This window comes from Kitasatospora sp. NPDC059795, assembly GCF_042732175.1.
Lineage (GTDB): Bacteria > Actinomycetota > Actinomycetes > Streptomycetales > Streptomycetaceae > Kitasatospora.
In genome coordinates, this window is record NZ_JBHWID010000002.1 from 18,663 (window position 1) to 35,938 (window position 17,276).

General features: G+C 73.1%; 17 protein-coding genes. 11 read left to right on the top strand and 6 right to left on the bottom strand.

Annotated elements, in window-relative coordinates; genetic code table 11:
* Positions 1-59: 59 nt before the first annotated feature.
* The 3 genes from ACFV4P_RS04060 to ACFV4P_RS04070 all read right to left on the bottom strand — a co-directional run bounded on the left by ACFV4P_RS04060 (position 60) and on the right by ACFV4P_RS04070 (position 2,787).
* Positions 60-929 (bottom strand): alpha/beta fold hydrolase, encoded by an 870-nt coding sequence (locus ACFV4P_RS04060; RefSeq protein ID WP_380467167.1) that lies wholly within the window; start codon positions 927-929, stop codon positions 60-62.
* Positions 930-943: 14 nt separating this feature from the next.
* Positions 944-1,906 carry a DUF4231 domain-containing protein gene (locus ACFV4P_RS04065; RefSeq protein ID WP_380467170.1) on the bottom strand — a complete coding sequence of 321 codons (963 nt, stop codon included), beginning with the start codon at positions 1,904-1,906 and terminating at the stop codon, positions 944-946.
* Between the two features lie 131 nt (positions 1,907-2,037).
* Positions 2,038-2,787 carry a sugar isomerase domain-containing protein gene (locus tag ACFV4P_RS04070; protein ID WP_380467172.1) on the bottom strand — a complete coding sequence of 250 codons (750 nt, stop codon included), beginning with the start codon at positions 2,785-2,787 and terminating at the stop codon, positions 2,038-2,040.
* Positions 2,788-3,020: 233 nt separating this feature from the next.
* On the opposite strand from ACFV4P_RS04070, the gene ACFV4P_RS04075 reads away from it, so the two are divergent.
* Positions 3,021-3,710, top strand: a complete 690-nt coding sequence (locus ACFV4P_RS04075; protein ID WP_380467175.1) for a metal-dependent transcriptional regulator — start codon at positions 3,021-3,023, stop codon at positions 3,708-3,710.
* Between the two features lie 427 nt (positions 3,711-4,137).
* Here ACFV4P_RS04075 and ACFV4P_RS04080 read toward each other — a convergent pair whose 3' ends face one another.
* A complete protein-coding gene (locus ACFV4P_RS04080; RefSeq protein ID WP_380467176.1) occupies positions 4,138-4,845 on the bottom strand; it encodes a bifunctional DNA primase/polymerase in 708 nt (235 codons plus the stop codon).
* Positions 4,846-5,100: 255 nt separating this feature from the next.
* Here ACFV4P_RS04080 and ACFV4P_RS04085 point away from each other — a divergent pair, with 255 nt between their 5' ends.
* Both ACFV4P_RS04085 and ACFV4P_RS04090 read left to right on the top strand, forming a co-directional pair.
* Positions 5,101-6,477: a transcriptional regulator gene (locus tag ACFV4P_RS04085; protein ID WP_073811477.1), complete on the top strand. Its 1,377-nt coding sequence runs from the start codon at positions 5,101-5,103 to the stop codon at positions 6,475-6,477.
* Between the two features lie 284 nt (positions 6,478-6,761).
* The gene (locus ACFV4P_RS04090; protein ID WP_380467180.1) at positions 6,762-7,901 is read left to right on the top strand and encodes a hypothetical protein; all 1,140 of its coding nucleotides are present in this window, start codon (positions 6,762-6,764) and stop codon (positions 7,899-7,901) included.
* Between the two features lie 130 nt (positions 7,902-8,031).
* Here ACFV4P_RS04090 and ACFV4P_RS04095 read toward each other — a convergent pair whose 3' ends face one another.
* Positions 8,032-9,306, bottom strand: coding sequence for an ABC transporter substrate-binding protein (locus ACFV4P_RS04095; RefSeq protein WP_380467182.1), 1,275 nt, complete (start codon positions 9,304-9,306; stop codon positions 8,032-8,034).
* A 282-nt stretch (positions 9,307-9,588) separates the two neighbouring features.
* Between ACFV4P_RS04095 and ACFV4P_RS04100 the strand changes: the two genes are divergently transcribed.
* The 8 genes from ACFV4P_RS04100 to ACFV4P_RS04135 all read left to right on the top strand — a co-directional run bounded on the left by ACFV4P_RS04100 (position 9,589) and on the right by ACFV4P_RS04135 (position 16,795).
* A complete protein-coding gene (locus ACFV4P_RS04100) occupies positions 9,589-10,026 on the top strand; it encodes a hypothetical protein (protein WP_380467184.1) in 438 nt (145 codons plus the stop codon).
* 115 nt (positions 10,027-10,141) lie between these two features.
* Positions 10,142-11,005, top strand: a complete 864-nt coding sequence (purU, locus tag ACFV4P_RS04105; protein ID WP_380467186.1) for a formyltetrahydrofolate deformylase — start codon at positions 10,142-10,144, stop codon at positions 11,003-11,005.
* 349 nt (positions 11,006-11,354) lie between these two features.
* Positions 11,355-11,807 (top strand): ATP-binding protein, encoded by a 453-nt coding sequence (locus ACFV4P_RS04110; RefSeq protein ID WP_073811470.1) that lies wholly within the window; start codon positions 11,355-11,357, stop codon positions 11,805-11,807.
* Between the two features lie 381 nt (positions 11,808-12,188).
* Complete coding sequence (locus ACFV4P_RS04115) at positions 12,189-13,457, top strand: MFS transporter (RefSeq protein ID WP_380467189.1); 1,269 nt, start codon at positions 12,189-12,191, stop codon at positions 13,455-13,457.
* Positions 13,458-13,530: 73 nt separating this feature from the next.
* On the top strand, positions 13,531-14,829 hold the full coding sequence (locus ACFV4P_RS04120; RefSeq protein WP_380467192.1) for an MFS transporter: 1,299 nt from the start codon (positions 13,531-13,533) through the stop codon (positions 14,827-14,829).
* 22 nt (positions 14,830-14,851) lie between these two features.
* Positions 14,852-15,370 carry a GNAT family N-acetyltransferase gene (locus tag ACFV4P_RS04125; protein ID WP_380467194.1) on the top strand — a complete coding sequence of 173 codons (519 nt, stop codon included), beginning with the start codon at positions 14,852-14,854 and terminating at the stop codon, positions 15,368-15,370.
* Positions 15,371-15,453: 83 nt separating this feature from the next.
* Positions 15,454-15,780, top strand: a complete 327-nt coding sequence (locus ACFV4P_RS04130) for a DUF4229 domain-containing protein (RefSeq protein ID WP_380467196.1) — start codon at positions 15,454-15,456, stop codon at positions 15,778-15,780.
* Positions 15,781-15,784: 4 nt separating this feature from the next.
* Complete coding sequence (locus ACFV4P_RS04135; RefSeq protein WP_380467198.1) at positions 15,785-16,795, top strand: LacI family DNA-binding transcriptional regulator; 1,011 nt, start codon at positions 15,785-15,787, stop codon at positions 16,793-16,795.
* 7 nt (positions 16,796-16,802) lie between these two features.
* Here the strand turns inward: ACFV4P_RS04135 and ACFV4P_RS04140 are convergent, their stop codons facing one another.
* Positions 16,803-17,237 carry a GNAT family N-acetyltransferase gene (locus ACFV4P_RS04140; protein WP_380467200.1) on the bottom strand — a complete coding sequence of 145 codons (435 nt, stop codon included), beginning with the start codon at positions 17,235-17,237 and terminating at the stop codon, positions 16,803-16,805.
* Between the last annotated feature and the right edge of the window lie 39 nt (positions 17,238-17,276).

Below are 17,276 nucleotides of genomic sequence, written 5' to 3' on the forward strand. Positions count from 1 at the left end.
GCGACCTTGCGGGTGTGACTTGCGCTTGTCGCGCAGTTCCCCGCGCCCCTGGTGGTGCTCTACGCGTTGGCGGCCCAGCGGATCGCGTCCGTCATCTCCTTCAGGGAGCCGAAGTGCGCCGCGCCGGGTTCCAGGTAGAGCTGGGCGCCGGCGATGTGGTCGGCGAGCCAGGCGGAGTGGCCGACGGGGGAGAACTTGTCGTCCGCGCCGTGCCAGATGCGGACCGGGACGCCGATGGTGTCGACGGCGAAGCCCCAGTCGGCGATGAAGGCGAGAACGTCGTCGATCCAGCCGTCGGCGCCGTAGCGGAAGGCCTGGCGGTAGGTGGACTGGAGCATCCGGCGGATGCCGACGTCGGCGACGACGGTGCGGTCGGGAGCGGTGAGTTCGGGGACGAGGTTGCGGATCAGTTGGGCGGGGTCGCGGCGGATCACCTGGGAGCGGACCTGGAACGGGCCGGCGATCCGGGGTTGGCCCAACTCGGCCTGGCGGTAGGCGCGTTCGTTGGAGGGGGTCATGCCGTCGAACCAGTCGAGGCCCTCCGCGTCGCGGGGGGCCAGGGAGACCTGGGTGGCCGCCCGGACCACCCGGTCCGGGAGGAGCGCGGCGCAGGCGAGCGCGTGCGGGCCGCCGCCGGAGCGGCCGACCACGGCGAAGCGGTCGAGGCCGAGGGCGTCGGCGATGGCGGTGACGTCGTCGGCGGCGTGGCGGACCCGGCGGCCGGGCAGCCGGGTGGAGTCGCCGTAGCCGGGGCGGTCGAACGAGATCAGCCGGACCCGCATCCGGGCCAGGACGGCGCTGCGCGGGGCGGGGCCGACCCGGCTGCCCGGGGTGCCGTGGAGCAGGAACACCGGCCTGCCGGAGGGGTCTCCGGATGTCTCCACCGCGAGGATGCCCCCGTCCGGTGTGTCGATCCTTCGGGTGGCCACGCAGTGCCTCCAGGTCAGCTGGGGATGTCCAGGCTGCGCACCTCGCGGCGCGCCTGCCAGGTGGTGTGTTCCCGGGAAATGGCGTCCTCGGCGTCCCGGGCGAGCCGGGCCCAGTTCTCCTCGGCGTCCGGGGCGGACAGGTCGACGGCCGCCAACTGGGCTTCCACTTTGGAGAGTTCGGCGGCGGCGAGGGTGTAGGCGGCGGCCTGTGGGCGGTACTGGCGGAGCTGGGCCCAGGCCGAGATGGAGGCGGCGACGGCGGAGATCGCGCCGAGCGCGTCGAAGGTGAACGAGCCGAGGGCGCGCAGCACGGCGAGCAGCAGGCCGGCGGCGGGCAGCACGATGGCGAGCCGGCCGACCCGGCGGGTGGCGTTGCGGCACTGGATGGCCTTGGCCTGGTACCACTCGCGCTGGCTGTGCACCCGTTCGCGCAGGTAGGTCTCGCGGCGGACGGGCAGCGGCTGGTCGCGCAGCCGTTCCATGGTCTCGGTGATCTGCGGGTGGCGGGCCGGGGCCCGCCAGGTGCGCAGTTCCTCGGCGACTCCCGGGGTGACCCGGTCGGTGTCGAACTCGCCGAGGATGCCGGCGAGTTGGATGTCGTACAGGCGTTCGGCATCGGGGAGTTTGCGGGGCGGCGGCTGGTAGGAGTCGGCGCGCACCGCGTACTTCCACACCAGGGTCTTGACGGACTCGGCGACCGCCCGGCCGTCGTACCAGAGCCGCTGCGGGTTCTGCCAGGCGACGGTGACGGCGATGAACAGCGCGCCGAGGTAGGCGGCGGCGGCGAGCCAGGCGTACAGCGCGCCGTCGGCGGAGCCGGCGAAGGCCGCGCCGACCAGCAGCAGCAGCTCCCATCGGGAGAGCGCCACCGCCCGGGCCTGACCCTGCAGGGACGCGCCGTCGGCGGCCCAGAACAGCTGCGGCAGCAGGTCCTGCTCCCGTACGAAGCCGATCGGTCGCCCCGCTCCAGTCGCCATGTCCGCCCCCGCAGCGCCGTCTCACCGGTCTCGGGAGTCCTTCCCAGTGCCGGTGGAACTTACGCGACCGGCGCGGGAGTTGGCCGAATGGGCGGGGTTGCGCCGGGGGGCGTGGGGCGGTCGGCGGGCGGTTACCAGGCGTAGAAGATGCGCTCCGCGTTGTCGGCGATCACCTTGTTGTTCCACTCGGTGCCGCCGTCCACGTTCCCGGAGCGGAACAGCGGCGGGGTGATGCCGCGGTCGGCGAGCTTGGCGGTCGCGGAGGCCGTCACCGACTGCATCAGCGCGCTGGTGACGATGGTGGAGACCGAGCCGAACGGGGCGCCCGCGCCGGGGTGGTCGAGTTCGCCGTCGCCGGGGGCGATCTTGCTGTCCAGCACCAGGTCGCAGTTGTCCTTGAGATAGGTGCCGGACGGATGGTTGGAGCTCACCGCGGCGGGATACGCCAGCGAGGTCACGCCGATCACCTTCATGCCGCGGTCCCGGGCGTGCCGGGCGAGCTCGACCGGCATCACCTGGCGGCCGGACAGCGAGATCAGGAACAGCAGGTCGCCGCTGCGGGCGGGCGTCAGGTCGAGGGTGGTGGTGGCCAGCCCGGAGACCCGCTCCAGTGCGCTGCCCAGGTGCGCGGGCATCACGTTCACGCCGGTCATCCCGGGCACGTTGAGCAGGTTCATCACCACCAGGCCGCCCGCCCGGTAGACCACGTCCTGGGCGGCCAGCGAGGAGTGCCCGGCGCCGAAGGTGAAGATCCGCCGGCCGTGCTCGACCGCCTCGGCCAGCAGCTCGGCCGCGGCGTCGATGTTCTCGCCCTCCTCGGCGCGGATCCGTTCCAGGTGGGCCACGGCGGCGTCCAGGTACCGGCCGACCAGTTCGGTCATCTCGTGCTCCGTCCGAGCGCTGGCGGTCCGGAGGGCCCCGGGCCGCGGTGGGGGAGAAAGCGGGGGAGAAAGCTACGGCGTGCACGGTGGCCCCTGGCGCGCCCGGCTGTCAACCGTCGCGCGGGGCGTCCGAAGGCCTTCGCGGGCCGGGGCACAACGGCGGACCGCACCTGGTTGTCATCTCCGTACGTCAGAATTGGCGGTGAGGACACCGAAGAACGGAGCCAGGGGCGATGTCAGGGCTTATCGACACCACCGAGATGTACCTCCGCACCATCCTGGAGCTGGAGGAGGAAGGCATCACCCCGATGCGCGCCCGGATCGCCGAGCGGCTGGAGCAGTCCGGCCCGACGGTGAGCCAGACGGTGGGCCGGATGGAACGCGACGGCCTGCTCCAGGTCGCCGAGGACCGGCACCTCGAACTCACCGAGGACGGCCGCCGGCTCGCGGTGCGGGTGATGCGCAAGCACCGCATCGCCGAATGCCTGCTGGTGGACGTCATCGGCCTGGAGTGGGAGCAGGTCCACGAGGAGGCCTGCCGCTGGGAGCACGTGATGAGCGAGACGGTCGAGCGCAAGGTGCTCGCCATGCTCGGCCACCCCACGCAGTCCCCGTACGGCAACCCGATCCCGGGCCTGGACGAGCTCGGCGACACCAAGGCCGAGGGCGAGGGCTACGACGCCGGGCTGGTGACGCTGGAGTCGGTGGCCGGCAAGGACGGCGCGGACGTGGTGGTGCGCCGGATCGGCGAGCCGATCCAGACCGACGGGGAACTGATGCGCACCCTGCGCCGCGCGGGCGTGCGCCCCGGCGCGACGGTGCGGGTCGCGTCGGCGGTCGGCGGCGTGCTGGTCGGCACCGGCGACGGCGCTGCCGAGCTCGGCAAGGACATCGCGGCGCACGTGTTCGTCGCCCAGCCGTAGCCGTTCGGCACTGCTCCCGGGATTCGCCCCGGGAGTCGTGCGGCACTGCTCCCGGGATTCGCCCCGGGAGTCGTGCGGCACTGCTCCCGGGATTCGCCCCGGGAGTCGTGGAACGCGCATCGGGGCCCGGTGTCCCCGCACCGGGCCCCGCATGCTCCCCCTTCGTTCCCTCCCTGATCCCCCGTGCCGCCGCACTCGGCTTCCCCGACCGAACGCCCTCCCGGCAGCCCCCCACGTTTCTCTCGACCCTTTCGGCCCGACCGCTCCTTCCGCTCCACCGACCCCGTGCCGACGCTGAGGATGATCCCCTCGGCAACCGCCGCCAATCCTTGAGCGCTGTCACCCGATAGGTTGGCTTGCCTTGCTGACCTGCGGGTATGACGACTCATTTCCGGAAGATCACGCTCCGCACGCGGGTGGAGGGCGCTCAGCGCACGGCGGCGGCCTCCCGCTGCACGGTGCGCGGGGCCGACGGGTCGCGCAGACAGGCGTACGCCAGCGGGCCGACCAGGTCCACCGCGTCCGGGAGCCAACGATTCAGCAGGGTGGGCGGCCGGGCCCACAGCGCCGTGGCGTGCCCGCCGAAGCGGGACGGCGGCGCCGCCACCCAGTCGCCCTCGCCGCGTGCCACCAGGTCCAGCGTGCCGGGGGGACAGCCGATCTGGCGCAGCAGGTCGGGCAGCTTGGCGGCCGCGCCGGGCAGCACCAGGAAGTGCAGCCGCCGCCCGCGGCTCCCCCCGGCGGCCGGCGCGGCCAGCACCGGGCCGAGCTGCAGCCCCATCCGCTCCATCCGGGCCAGCGCCAGGCAGCCCGCCACCTCCGGCACGTCCAGCACGTCGAACGCCCGCCCGGTGGGCAGCAGGATCGACGCGTCCGGGCGCTCCGTCCACCACCCGCGCACCACCGACGCCCCCACGGTGGCCAGCAGCCCCCAGTCCTCCCCGACGGGGTGTGCGCCGGGGAGCGCGCAGCCCGGATCGCCGCAGGAGCAGCAGACGGCCGCGCCGTCGCCGTCGAGCAGCCACGTCCCGGGGACCACCTCCCAGTGGCGCTCCTCGGCACAGCGGACGGCTTCGGCCAGCAGCGACAGCGGGTCGGGTTCGGGGTCTCGGGAGGCGTTGTCCACGTGGAGCACAACTACCGCCCGTGAGTGGGGGTTACGGGCCCGACCCGAACGATTCGAACGGGTCGCGCGTTGTCACCCGGGACGGTGATCCTGGTCGGAACCCCCCGTCGCACGAGGGGCGGTAACGGGCGCAGTGGGGGCGCACAGGGGCATTCATCAGGGCGCGTGGGGAGTGGGTACGTCACCGTGGGTATTCCGCATGGTGTTGCACAGTCGTCGCCCTCCGGTCGGGTCCGGACGGCGTTGGGGAGGCGGAAAAATCCCATGGCCGCGAGACCACTCGTCGCACGAGAGCCGAACGAGCGTCTGCAGCAGCTGATCCAGGAGGCGGGCTGCTCCAATGCGGGCCTGGCCCGCCGGGTCAACCTCTGCGGAGCCGAACACGGGCTCGACCTGCGATACGACAAGACGTCCGTCGCCCGCTGGCTGCGCGGGCAACAACCACGCGGGCAGGCGCCCGCCGTCATCGCCGAGGCCCTCGGCCGCAAGCTCGGCCGCGGTGTCACCGTGGACGAGATCGGCATGGCCGACGGCAAGAGCCTCAGCTCCGCCGTCGGACTCCAGTTCGCGCCCAGCCTGGCCGCCGCGCTGGAGCAGATCTGCGAACTCTGGCGCAGCGACGTCGGCAAGCGCGACTTCCTGGCCGGCGCCACCGTCGCCGCCTCCGCCCTGGTCGAACCCAGCCGGGACTGGCTGATCACCCCGCCCGACCCGATCGTCGCCCGCACCGGTGGCACCCGGGTCGGCCTCGCCGACGTGGCGGCGATCCGCGCCACCACCCAGATGCTGGTCGACCTCGACCACCGGTTCGGCAGCGGCCACGTCCGCCCCGTCGTGGTGCACTACCTGAACAGCGTGGTCTCCGGTTTCCTCGGCGGCTCCTACCGCGACGAGACGGGCCGTCAACTCTTCGGCGCCGTCGCCCGGCTGACCGAGCTCGCCGGCTACATGGCGGTCGACACCGGCCAACCCGGCCTCGCCCAGCGGTACTACATCCAGGCGCTGCGCCTCGCCCAGGCCGCCGACGACCGCGGCTACGGCGGCTACGTGCTGGCCGCCTCGATGAGCCACCTCGCCGCGACCCTCGGCAACCCCCGGGAGATCGCCCAACTCGCCCGCGCCGCCCAGGAAGGCGCCCGCACGGTCGCCACCCCCACCGCGATGGCGATGTTCTACGCCGCGGAGGCCCGGGGCCACGCCCTGCTCGGCGACGCCTACTCCTGCGAGACGGTCGCCGCGAAGGCGCTCGCCGCGATGGAGCGCCGCAACCCCGCCGACGACCCCGACTGGATCGTGCACTTCGACGAGGCCTACCTGGCCGACGAGTTGGCGCACTGCCACCGGGACCTCCAGCAGGGCGAACGGGCCGAGCACTACGCCCGCACCGCGCTCGAACTACACCCCGCCCACCGGGTCCGCCGGCGCGCGGTCGACCTGGTGCTGCTCGCCACCGCCCAACTCCAGCAGCGCGACCTCGAACGCGCCTGCGAGACGGGCACCGAGGCGGTCCGCCTGCTCAGCGGGCTGCGCTCCAACCGCGGCGTGGAGTACCTGGACGACTTCCGCAGCCGCCTGGAGCCGTACCGGGGCCACCGGGCGGTACGCGAGTTCCACGCCCGGATGGACGGGGAGGCCGCGTAGCGGGTCGACGCGGTCCGGGCCGTGAGGCGGTCCGGGCCGTGGGACGGCCGGGGTCGGGTCGTGGCGCGGTGGGGTTGCGGCGTGGCGCGGCGGGGTTGCGGGGAGGTCTGTGCTGGTGGAGCGCGTGAACGGCGTGAAGCAATAGCACAGAACAGTGGCCCGCGTAGTCACCTGCGCCGGTGAACCGGTAGCGTGGCCTCGCAGTTGTGGTCCGCCGTCAGCAACGTGGCGGGGCAACCGAAAGGCCCGGGGTCCCGGTGCCGTGCACAGGTGAGGTAATCGCGTTGAGCCAGCGCCGCTCGTACAACTCCGGCGACTTCAATCTGGACGACCTGTTCCGGCCGGAGCCCCCCGCCACAGACGGCCAGGGCACGCCGGAGCAGGCCGCCGCGCAGCCCCCGTACGCCCAGCCGCAACACCCCGTCCCGCAGCAGCAGTCCGCCCCGCCGCTCGGGCAGAGCGGCAGCCCCGAGTACTGGGGCACCGCGCCGCAGGCCGCTGCCGCGGTCCCGGCCGCGCAGGAGGACGCCGGGGCCACCCAGTACCTGCCGCCCTACCCGGCCGGCGACCCGGCCGCGCCGACCCAGGTCGGCTACCCGCAACCCGGCTACGCCGGCGGGACGTTCGGCGGGCAGCAGCAGTACGCCGCGCCGGCGGCGCCGCCCGCGTCCGTGCAGCAGCCGAGCTACGGGGGCGCGTACGGCGCGGTTCCGCCGCAGCAGGCGCCGCAGCAGCCGCAGGCGGGCTACCAGGAGACGGGTGGCGGCAACCGGCGGAAGAAGCCGAACACCAAGGTGCTGATCGGCGCCGGGGTGGCGGGCGTCGCGGTGATCGGCGTGCTGATCGGCGTGCTCGCCGGCGGCGGCGACGAGGGCGGCAAGGGCCAGGCCAAGGACAAGGCTTCGAGCAGCCAGTCGGCGTCCGCGCCGGCCGGGGGCGGCGGCGCCGCGGGCGGGAACGGGGCGGTGAGCCCCGAGGCGAAGGCGCAGGCGCAGGCGATGTCCGACCTGCTCGGCACCGCGAGTGCGAGCCGCACGTCGGTCGTCAACGCCGTCTCGGCCGTCGGCAAGTGCCAGAGCCTGCCGGACTCGCAGGCGGCGCTGACGGCTGCCGCCGCGCAGCGGCAGGACCTGCTGAAGAAGCTCGGCGACCTGAAGGTGGATCAGCTCACCGACGGCGCCAAGCTGGTGGAACAGTTGCAGAAGGCGTGGCAGGCCTCCTCCACCGCCGACTCCGAGTACGCCCTGTGGGCCGGGGACATGGTCGCGGGCTGCGACGGGGGCAAGGCGAAGGACAACGACCACTACCGCAACGGCAACACCGCGAGTGGCTCCGCGACGACGGCGAAGGAGCAGGCGGCGGGGCTCTGGGGGGCGATCGCGTCGAAGGCGGGGCTTCCCAACAAGGGTGCGAGCGAGCTGTAGAGGAGTGCACATCAGCTGGGGCGCGGTCACGTGCAGGTCACTGCCCTGAGTCGCGATCTTGCGGTCGGGTGCGTTCCCCCTCGCGCAGTTCCCCGCGCCCCTGGTTGTGCTCTCCCTGCTTACGCGGCCCTCAGCCCGCCAGGATGGTGCGGACGTCGGTGAAGCCGTGGTGCTGTTCGACGAGGCGGCCGTTGCGGACCTGTTGGAAGGTGACGGAGGTGTTCACCAGGCGGGGAGAGTCGGCCGTGGGGAGCATGTTGGTGACGCCCCAGCCGAGGGGCGGGGTGGTGCCGCCGGTGTCGATGGGGTCGCCGCTGTCGAGCACGGTCTGCAGGGCCTTCGCGGTGAGCGGCTTGGACGGGTCGATGCGGCCGGCGGCCTGGCGCAGCACGGTGTAGGCGACCCAGGTGGTCTGGACGCCGGGGTCGGTGACGTCGATGGTGGTGCCGTTGCCGTAGGTGCGGACGGTGGCGCGGAGGTTGTCCCAGACGGGAGAACTCTCGGCGGGGAACCACCCGGTGGCGTACGCCCCGCGCAGCGGGCCGTTGTCGCCGCCGGTGGAGTCGACCACGGACTGCTGGAAGGAGCCGATCACCGAGGCGAGTTGGGTGTTCTTCGGGCTGGCGCGGCGGTACGGGTCGAGCAGGTTGGCGGTGGGCTCGGCGCCGAGGGCGGAGAGCACGCAGTTGCCGGCGCGGTCGTCGCCGATGGCGCGCTTGGCGTACGAGGAGTAGTCGTTGGACTTCTCGGGGGCCTTGATGTCGACGATCCGGATGCCGGTCTGCTTGACGGCGGTGCCGAGGTAGCTGACCAGGGCGTCGCCGGAGCGGCTGTCGGGGCGGATCAGGGCGATCTGCTTGCAGCCGGCGTCGATCAGTTGGCGTCCGCTGCCGGCGACCAGGGCGGGGGTGCCGCCGTTGACGGGGTAGGACAGCGGGCTGCTGAACTCGGGGGTGGAGAGGCCGTAGCCGCCGATGAAGGGGATGCCGGCGGCTTCCAGGACGGGGATGAAGTTGCTGCCGTACTGGCTGGCGGAGCCGACCACGGCGACGGCGTGGGCGCCGACGGCCTGGTCGGCGCAGGCGGTGGCGCCGTCGGTGGTGTCGTGCTCGTTGCAGGTGAGGACGCGGACCTTGTGGCCGTTCAGCCCGCCGTGCGCGTTCAGGTCGCGGCCGATGGCCTCGGCGAGGGCGGTCATGCCGGGTCGGTCGGAGGCGCCGGTGCCGGACGGGGCGAAGGTCATCACGGTGACCTCCTTGCCGGTGGCGTCGGCGGCGGCCGGGCCGCCGCAGGCGGTGGCGGAGAGCAGGGCGGGCAGGGCGAGGCCGGCGGCGAGCGCGGCGCCGGTGCGGTGGCGGCGGCCGCTGACGGCGGGTGACGGGTGGGGGGTTCCGGTCCGCGTCATGGTGCGCTGTTCCTCCCTGGACGTGGTGCGGGGCTGACCCGTGCTCCGTTGCGCAGGCTCGGCGGGTCAAGGGTGGTGCGGGCCGCACACGGCGAGAGGGACGTGATGTGAACGGACCGTCAACGGGGGAGGAACACCGGGAGCGGGGATGTGATGACGCGTGTGGAGGAGGGTCGGCCCGGGAACGTACGATCGACTCCCGTGTCCGACAGCGTGGATTCTCCGTACCGTTCTGCCCGAAACTCTTCTCGAACGGGCGGCCGCTCCAGCACGATTGGCGTCATGCCCCTGACTGACCTGCCCTGGTGGCGCTGGCGCGCCCGAATGCGTTCGGCGTTGCACATGCTTTCCGACCCCGGCTTCCAGCAGGAGGTGTGGCTGGTCGGCCGGGACGGCTACGGGGACGTCGTGGACGCGGTGTACCGGCTGGTCGAGGACAGCTGGCTGGACCGGTGGTCGGCGGAGAAGTACGTCGGCTCGGTGTTCCGGGACTCCGCGGAGGCGGTCGCGGTGGACGCCGCGGTGCTGCGGGTGCTGCGGATCGTGCACCAGGTCGGCGAGGAGGCCTCGGCGGCCGCGTACCTGGGGCACCCGGACTGGCCGGAGGCGGTGCTGGCGGCCCGCGAGGCGCACCACCGGCTGGCCGTCAACGACGGCACGGATCCGGACCTCCCGCCGTCCACGCTGGCCGAGTTGCGGCAACTGACCGCGCGCGGCTGAACCGCGGGCCGGGCCGGGCAGTCTCGGGTGGCGGGCGGTCGCCGCGCGGCGGGGTGATTTGTGCGAGGCTGGGCGGTCCGTCCGCATCCAGAGCCGAGAAACGGGACCCCGCGACATGGAAGAGACTGCCCACTCCCAGTACGTTCTGACGCTGTCCTGTCCGGACAAGCAGGGCATCGTGCACGCGGTTTCCAGCTATCTGTTCATGACGGGCTGCAACATCGTCGACAGCCAGCAGTTCGGCGACGCCGGCACCGGGCTGTTCTTCATGCGGGTGCACTTCACGGCCGAGGAGCCGGTGACGGCGGAGAAGCTGCGGGCGTCGTTCGCGGCGGTCGGCGCGTCGTTCCGGATGGACTGGCAGATCCACGAGTCCGTCGAGCGGATGCGGGTGCTGCTGATGGTCTCCAAGTTCGGGCACTGCCTGAACGACCTGCTGTTCCGCACCCGGATCGGGGCGCTGCCGGTGGAGATCGTCGGGGTGGTGTCCAACCACACCGACTTCCGTGAGCTGACCGAGTCCTACGGCGTCCCGTTCCACCACCTGCCGGTCACCAAGGACACCAAGGTGCAGGCGGAGCAGCAGCTGCTCGACCTGGTCGAGCGGGAGCGGGTGGAGCTGGTGGTGCTGGCCCGCTACATGCAGGTGCTCTCCGACACGCTGTGCAAGGAGCTGTCCGGCCGGGTGATCAACATCCACCACTCGTTCCTGCCGAGCTTCAAGGGCGCCCGCCCGTACCACCAGGCGCACGCCCGGGGCGTGAAGCTGATCGGCGCCACCGCGCACTACGTCACCGCCGACCTGGACGAGGGCCCGATCATCGAGCAGGAGGTCGCCCGGGTCACCCACGACGTGACGCCGGAGCAGCTGGTGGCGCTCGGCCGGGACGTCGAGTGCCAGGCGCTGGCCCGCGCGGTGAAGTGGCACAGCGAGCGGCGGGTGCTGCTGAACGGCACCCGGACCGTGGTGTTCGCCTGACAGGTGCTCCGGCGGCGTTCGAGGGCCGCTGGACATTTGTAGGAAGGGTGGTTCGCTCGTGGCGGCCCGGTGCTGACGGGGCGTGGGGAGTACGGTCGGGGGTACCCGCGGCGGCGGTGCCGCCGACCGGTCGTGCGAACCCCGGCAGGGTGAGCGGGACAGTATGCACCGAGACATCCCCCGAACGCTGGAATATGCCCGAAGCTCTTGCTGCGACCCGGTCCCGGAATCATTCTGGGGCGTATTCGTGTCGATGCCATGGGCAGTGCGGATCGGCGCCCTCCACGAGGCGCGCCGACCGGACCGGCGGGATCAAGCGGGCCGAATACCGAGTGCGGGTGGTGGAACGGTGCAGGTACTTCAGGTACAGCTGGCGGTCCAGGCGGACCCGGCCGAGGTCTCACGGGCCCGGCGCTGGGTGCGGGCCCGGTTGCGGGCCGGCGGTCTCGACCCGGACTCGTCGGCCGCCGAGACGCTGGTGCTGGTGGTCTCCGAGCTGGTCACCAACGCGGTGGTGCACACCGGTTGTCCGGCGGTGCTGCGACTGCTGATGCCGGCCGGGCCGGACGCCCCGCCGGGGGTCCGGGTGGAGGTCGCGGACGCCAGCTGCGCCGCCCCCGCCCCGCGGCACGCCGGGGCCGACGCGGAGGCCACCAACGGGCGCGGCCTGGAGCTGGTGGAGCTGCTGTGCGAGCGCTGGGGCTGGTACCCGGACGGCTCCGGCAAGCGGGTGTGGTGCGAGATCGGCCCGGTCGCGCCGTTGTGCGAGCGGGCGGCGCAGCCGGTGGCCTCGGCGCGCTGAACCCCCGTCGGCGGGTCGTGGCATGTCACGTGTGCGCTGTCCGCGCTCCGGATGATCCATCTGAATTTCGGACAACCCATTGACGTGACGTATCCGACTGATCACTCTTGGGTGCGGCGTTCCGTTGCGAGGGGACGCCGAGGGAGCCCGGGCGGTGCCGACATTCAGGGGATCGTTGGCCGCATCCGCCCGGAACCTCGGCGAGATCGGAACGCCGGGCGTGACGGCTTCAGGGCCCGGACGCCGACCTGGACGGCGTCCCGCCGTGCCGTGCTCGGGGCGCGCGCGGCGGGACGCCGTCCGGTCAGTTGCCGGTCGGACGCCGCATCGTGACCCAAAATCACTGGAAACCAGTGGTGGTCTGGACCAAAACTGTGGGACGTGACCGCCCCAGAACTCCACACTGCCCCCACCCCGCGCGTCCGCACCCCCGCCGAACCCGGCATCTGGTCGGGCAACTTCCGGCTCTACTTCACCGCCCGCTCGGCCGGCCTGCTGAGCGACGCGATGCTCCCCGTGGCCGTCACCACCGGCCTGCTGACCTCTGGGCACTCCGCCTCCACCGTCGGCTACGCGATGGCCTTCCTGCTCGCCCCGTTCGCCGGCCTGGTGCTGGTCGGCGGCGTCCTCGCGGACCGGTTCACCGCCCGACGGCTGATGATCTTCGCCGACCTGCTCAACCTCACCACCCGGGTGCTGCTCGCGGTGCTGTTCTTCCGCGGCTTCGACCAGCTCTGGCAGCTGTACGTGCTGCTCGCGCTGGCCGGCACCGCCGCCGCCATGTTCCAGCCCGGCGCCGCCTCCACCGTCCCGCTGGTGGCCCGCGACGTGCAGGGCGCCAACGGCATCCTGCGGATCTCCGAGGCGCTCACCACGCTCGCCGGGCCGCCGCTGGCCGGCCTGCTGGCCGCCGCCTCCACCGGCTGGGTGATGGTCATCGCCGGCGTGATGTACGCGATCAGCGCCAGCTCGCTGCTCGCCCTGCGGCTCGGCCCCGTCCCCGCCCCGCCGCCCGGCGACAGCCTGTGGCGCAACCTGGTCGTCGGCTGGCACGAGTTCCGCTCCCGCAGCTGGATGTGGGGCGTCATCCTGATCTGGATGCTCTTCACGGTGCTCTCCTGGGGCCCGCTCACCCCGCTGCTCGGCTCGCTGGTGGTGCCCGAGCACGGCGCCACCGTGTACGGCATCCTGAACGGCATGTTCGGCGCGGGCACCGTGATCGGCGGCCTGATCGCGATCCGGATCAAGCCCGTCCGCCCGCTCGCCGCCGGGGCGTTCGCGCTGCTCGCCTTTCCCGTCCAGCAGTTCGCGCTCGCCTTCGACCTGCCCTGGCCGGTGATCGGCACCGCTCAGCTGATCTCCGGCATCGGCATCAGCTTCTGGGGCGTCATGTGGGCCACCAGCGTGCAGACCCAGGTGCCCGGCGAGGTGCTCAACCGCATCCACGCGTACGAAGTGGCCGGCTCCGTCTGCATGTTCCCGCTCGGCTCCGCCCTGGCCGGGCCGGCGATGGAGGCGTTCGGCGCGCAGCAGGTCCTGGTGGTCGGCGGCATCGTCACCGTCGGGACGGCGGCCGCCCTGCTGCTCAGCCCGCCCATCCGCGGGCTGCGGCGGGTGCCCGACGCCGGGCCGGTCGCCGGGGGCCGCTGACGTCCGTATCTCGATGGGAGATGGCAGCAAAACCCGTCGTGCGGGCGGGGCGTGGAACCGCAGACTTCGGCGGGTGAAGGAACTCCTCGAAACGTCCGCCGCCGAGCCGGCCCCGGCCCGGCCCGCGCCCCGCCTGCACTACGCCTGGATCGTCGCCGCCGTCTCCCTGGTCGTCCTGGTCGGCTCCGCCGGATTCCGCTCCGCGCCCGGCCTGATGATGGACGCCCTGCACAACGAGTTCGGCTGGTCGTTCGCCACCATCTCCAGCGCCGTCTCCGTCAACCTCACGCTGTACGGCCTCACCGCCCCGTTCGCCGCCGCCCTGATGGACCGGTTCGGGGTGCGCCTGGTGGTGGTCTGCGCGCTGCTCACCATCGCCACCGGCTCCGGCCTCACCATCCTGATGACCGAGGCCTGGCAGCTGATCCTCTGCTGGGGCGTGCTGGTCGGGCTCGGCAGCGGCTCGATGGCCGGCGCGTTCGCCACCACCATCTCCGGACGGTGGTTCCGGGCCCGGCAGGGGCTGGTGACCGGCGTGCTGACCGCGGCCGGCGCCGCGGGCAATCTGGTCTTCATGCCGGTGCTGGCCGCGTTGGTCGAGGGCGCGGGCTGGCGGACCGCGGTGGTGGTCGTCTCGCTCGCCGCGACCGCCGTCGCCGTGCCCGTGCTGGTGCTGATGCGGGAACGGCCCGCCGACCTCGGGCTGCTGCCCTACGGTGCGACGGAGGCGCCCGCGCGGCCGGTGGTGGAGGGCTCGGCGATCGCCCGCTCGCTGCGGGTGCTGCGCGACGCCGCCCGCAGCCGGGTGTTCTGGTTGCTCGCCGTGTCCTTCGCGATCTGCGGCGCGACCACGGCGGGCCTGGTCGGCACCCACTTCATCCCGGCCGCCCACGACCACGGCATGCCCGTCACCACCGCGGCCTCGCTGCTCGCGCTGGTCGGCGTCTTCGACGTGATCGGCACGATCGCCTCCGGCTGGTTCACCGACCGCTTCGACTCGACCCGGCTGCTGATCACCTACTACGCGCTGCGCGGGGTCTCGCTGCTGCTGCTGCCCTCGCTGTTCGGGCACAGCCTGCGGCCGCCGATCCTGGCCTTCGTGGTCTTCTACGGGCTGGACTGGGTCGCCACCGTGCCGCCCACGGTGGCGCTCTGCCGACGGCACTTCGGGGCGGACGCACCGATCGTCTTCGGGTGGGCGCTGGCCGCGCACCAGATCGGCGCGGCCGTGGTCGCCGGGCTGGCGGGCCTGGCCCGAGACCGCTTCGGCGACTACGACGCGACCTGGTACGCGGCGGGGGCGCTGTGCGCGGTGGCGGTGGGGTGCTGCCTGGCACTGGCCCCGCGGAAAATTCCGACGCCCGCGATGTAATGGTCACGTAGGCTGTTCGACCATGACACTTCGCTTCGTTCTCGACCCCGACCTCACCCCCGAACTGCGGGAGGAGATCGTCGTGCTGTGGACGGCTGTCTCGAACGCCGGGGGTGCGGTCGGGTTCGTGCCGCCGGTGCAGGTGGCCGAGGTGCGGGCGGTCGCGGAGCGGCACTTCGCCGACCTGGGGACGGACCGGCTGCTGGCGGGGTACGAGCCCGACGGGCGGCTCGCGGCGGTGCTGTTCGTCGAGGACATGCGGTTCGGGCTGATGGACCACTGGCGGATGCTGAAGCGCGTCATGGTGCACCCCGACTTCCAGGGCCGCGGCTACGGCGCGCAGCTGCTCGCCGAGGCCGAGCGGGTCGCCCGCGGCTGGGGGCTGGACGGTCTGCGGCTGACGCTGCGCGGCGGGCACGGGCTGGAGACGTTCTACGGCCGCAGCGGCTACGTCGAGGTCGGCCGGGTGCCCGGGGCGATCCGGGTGGCGCCCGGCGACGACCGGGACGACGTGACGATGTGGCTCGACCTGCGCGCCTGAACGATGTGAGGTCGTGCTTCACTGGGAGGGCCATTACCCCCTCGCGTCCTGTGGCGCGACCCGGCAGTGAAGGACGTTCCCCGGTGAGCAGCAAGATCAACGCTACGCTCCGCTACACCTCGCTGCGGGCGAGCATCTTTCTGGCCTGCCTGCTCGTCGCCCTGCTGCTGGCGCACTTCGGGGTGATCCCGGTGGTGGGCGACCTGGGCCTGATCCTGGTGTTCGTGCTGGCCATGGTGGCGTCCTCGGCGATCAGCTACGTGGTGCTGAACAAGCAGCGCGACGAGATGTCGGCGCAGATCGTGGAGAAGGTGGAGTCCCGCAAGGCCCGTGCGGCGGTTCGGGACGCCGCCGAGGACGAGGCGGACGACGCGGCCCGGGCCGCTGCCCGGCAGGCGCAGGCCGGCTGACGGCATGTCGGACGGCTCGTCCGGCGAGGGGGCGCGGCGGCGGCCGACCGGCCGGGACGTGGCCCGGCTGGCGGGAGTGTCGCAGGCGACGGTCTCGCTGGTGTTCTCCGGCAGCGCCGGGCACCGGGTCTCGGACGCGACCCGGCAGCGGATCCACGACGCGGCACGGGAGTTGGGCTACCGCCCGCAGGCGGCCGGCCGACAGCTGCGGCTGGGCCGGAGCGGCATGGTGCTGCTGGCGGTGCCGAACCTGCTCAGCCCGTTCTTCGGCCGGCTGCTGACCGGCGTGCACGAGGAGGCGGCCCGGCACGGCCTGTCGGTGGTGGTCTCCAGCGGCTGGGACGCGGCGACGCTCGCCGAGGCGGCCGCCGCGGGCCGTTTCGACGGGCTGCTGATCTGCTCCCCGGACGACAAGCAGCTCGGCGGGCTGCCCGCCGACACCCCGGCGGTGTTCCTGGACGCCGACCCGGAGGCCAACCCCGGCCGCCCCACCGTCGAACTGGACCTGGCGGCGGGCATGAAGGCCGCCGTCGACCACCTGGCGGCGCTCGGGCACCGGCGGATCGGCTACCTGCGGTCGGTGCACTCGGCATACACCTTCCGGGTCCGGCAGGCGGCGTTCGCGGCGGCGGCGGCCGAGTTGGCCGTGCAGGAGCGGGCGGTGAGCCTGAACGAGGGCAGCCGGGAGGCGGCGCGGGCGGCCCGGGAGATGCTGGCCGGACCGGACCGGCCGCGCGCCGTGGTCTGCGACGACGACGTGGTGGCGTCCGGGCTGTACCAGGCGGCCGACGAGCTGGGGCTGCGGATCCCCGGCGACCTGTCGGTGGTCGGCATGGACAACATCCCGGTCGCGGAGCTGCTCAGCCCGCCGCTGACCACCGTCAACCTGCCCGGCGAGCAGCTCGGCCGCGCCGGACTGGCCACCCTGGCGGCCCTGCTGGCCGGTGAACTGCCGCCGCCCGCCGAGCCGTTGGCGACCACACTGGTGGTGCGGCGGTCCACCGCGCCGGCCTGAACGGGCCCTACTGCTCGCCGAGGATCATCCACTTCTCCGGCAGCGCGAGCGGGTTGAACCCGACCTTGGCGTACACCTCGTGGGCGTCCCGGGTGGCCAGCATCAGGCGGCGCAGGCCGAGTGCGGCGAGCCGGTCGCGGACGGCGGCGGTCAGCGCGGTGCCCAGGCCGCGGCCGCGGGCCGCCGGGGCGATGTACACGTCGCACAGCCAGGCGAAGGTGGCGCGGTCGGTGACCACCCGGGCGTAGCCCACCTGGGTGCCGGAAGTCTCCTCGTACAGGCCGAAGTTGAGGGAGTGGTCGATCGCCAGGTCCTGCTTCTCGCGGGCCCGGCCGAGGGCCCAGTAGGCGTCCTCGGAGAGCCAGCGGTGCACCGACTCGCGGTCGAGCAGGGTCGGATCGGTGGAGACCGTGTAGCCCGCGGGCAGTTGGATGCTCGTCATGCGGCGCATCCAAGCAGGCCGCGGGCGGTGCGGGCGACC

Coding starts and splice junctions, on each gene's coding strand:
- ACFV4P_RS04065 (WP_380467170.1), bottom strand. CDS start 1,906: ATGGCGACTGGAGCGGGGCGACCGATCGGCTTCGTACGGGAGCAGGAC.
- ACFV4P_RS04070 (WP_380467172.1), bottom strand. CDS start 2,787: ATGACCGAACTGGTCGGCCGGTACCTGGACGCCGCCGTGGCCCACCTG.
- ACFV4P_RS04075 (WP_380467175.1), top strand. CDS start 3,021: ATGTCAGGGCTTATCGACACCACCGAGATGTACCTCCGCACCATCCTG.
- ACFV4P_RS04085 (WP_073811477.1), top strand. CDS start 5,101: ATGGCCGCGAGACCACTCGTCGCACGAGAGCCGAACGAGCGTCTGCAG.
- ACFV4P_RS04095 (WP_380467182.1), bottom strand. CDS start 9,306: ATGACGCGGACCGGAACCCCCCACCCGTCACCCGCCGTCAGCGGCCGC.
- ACFV4P_RS04100 (WP_380467184.1), top strand. CDS start 9,589: ATGCCCCTGACTGACCTGCCCTGGTGGCGCTGGCGCGCCCGAATGCGT.
- purU (WP_380467186.1), top strand. CDS start 10,142: ATGGAAGAGACTGCCCACTCCCAGTACGTTCTGACGCTGTCCTGTCCG.
- ACFV4P_RS04125 (WP_380467194.1), top strand. CDS start 14,852: ATGACACTTCGCTTCGTTCTCGACCCCGACCTCACCCCCGAACTGCGG.
- ACFV4P_RS04135 (WP_380467198.1), top strand. CDS start 15,785: ATGTCGGACGGCTCGTCCGGCGAGGGGGCGCGGCGGCGGCCGACCGGC.
- ACFV4P_RS04140 (WP_380467200.1), bottom strand. CDS start 17,237: ATGACGAGCATCCAACTGCCCGCGGGCTACACGGTCTCCACCGATCCG.